Origin of the sequence: Mesorhizobium sp. M2A.F.Ca.ET.067.02.1.1 (genome assembly GCF_004023285.1) — a bacterium.
Classification (GTDB): Bacteria; Pseudomonadota; Alphaproteobacteria; order Rhizobiales; family Rhizobiaceae; genus Mesorhizobium.
The window spans coordinates 1-1,019 of the sequence record NZ_RZSB01001212.1 but is presented as its reverse complement, the minus strand read 5'-3'; the positions used below and the strand labels follow the sequence as shown (position 1 = coordinate 1,019).

The following is a 1,019-nucleotide window of genomic DNA, read 5'->3' as shown; positions in this document are numbered from 1 at the left end:
GCTGGGCCTCCTCTCCCCCGCATTGCGGGGGCGAGGAACTGGCGCCTAGCTGGACACTCCGCTTCGCCGTCAGCTCCCGCATCAGCCGCCTCTCGCGCACTTCGATGGAAAGCTGGGCGCTCGACGGGCAGAACTGGGCGTTGGCCATCTTGGCCTCGCCGCGAATGAAGCGCCGGATCGCGGCCTCGACGTCTTGAAGCTCGGCATCCTGCACGGCGGCCAGATAGCCGCGCAGCTGCATCTCGGCGTCAGCCAGCGCGGACTGCGGGAAGCAGGAAAACATCGCGGCTAGCGCCTTCGCCGCCTGCTGCAATTCGGCTGCAGTCATTGATCTCCTCGATGATTGCGTTGGCGGCATCGACATGGGTTTTGCGCCCACGCCATTTTTGTCCGGGCGCGGCCGGGCAATCCGAAACTGCTTTTCCATTCCTGTTCCGCGAAGCGGAGGAAGAAAACGCCGGGGCGTTTTCTTTTGATGGATCGATGGATTGTGGACTCTGGAAGTCTGGACTCTGGGGCTTATCGCCCGCCTTATCCCCGGCCCTTGCCCGCCGCTTATCCGGGGGCGAAAAAGCCCTTTCCTTTGAAAGGCTTGGGTTGCCGCCCTTCAAGCCGTTCTTGCGCGCCGCGCGCGCCTTGCGGGCGTCGGCGATCATGCGTCGGGAATAGATGCGGCCGTGGCGATCGCGCGAGAAGACGCGGTTGCCTTCCAGTTCGGAAAGCAGCGCGCCAAGCTCCCCCTCCGCACAGCCGGCAAGGCGGGCAAGGGCCGTCTCCTCCAGCCCCTTGCCGGCGATCGCGACATAGCCGATGGGCTCGTGCGCGGCGGCAATGCACAGCATGCGCATCCAAAGGCCCTGCGCCGCGAGCGAGCACAGCCGCAGGTTCGGATCGGACTCCCAGTCCGACCAGAAGAATTTCGACCAGATCGTGCCGCTCATGGGGTGGGCTCGGTGGCGGGGCATTGGCGATTGGCCAATCTCCCCCCTTGTGGGGGAGATGTCCGGCAGGACAGAGGG

The 1,019-nt window shown here is 65.3% G+C and carries 1 protein-coding gene and 1 pseudogene; both read right to left on the bottom strand.

Features of this window, described 5'->3' with window-relative positions; translation table 11 throughout:
• Nucleotides 1–241: pseudogene (locus EOA28_RS36825) on the bottom strand (hypothetical protein); the annotation flags it as partial.
• 7 nt (nt 242–248) lie between these two features.
• Nucleotides 249–941, bottom strand: coding sequence for a hypothetical protein (locus tag EOA28_RS36820; protein ID WP_128315896.1), 693 nt, complete (start codon nt 939–941; stop codon nt 249–251).
• Nucleotides 942–1,019 lie beyond the last annotated feature (78 nt).

Excerpts from the sequence above, each read along its gene's own strand:
- EOA28_RS36820 (WP_128315896.1), bottom strand. The coding sequence starts at position 941 with ATGAGCGGCACGATCTGGTCGAAATTCTTCTGGTCGGACTGGGAGTCC.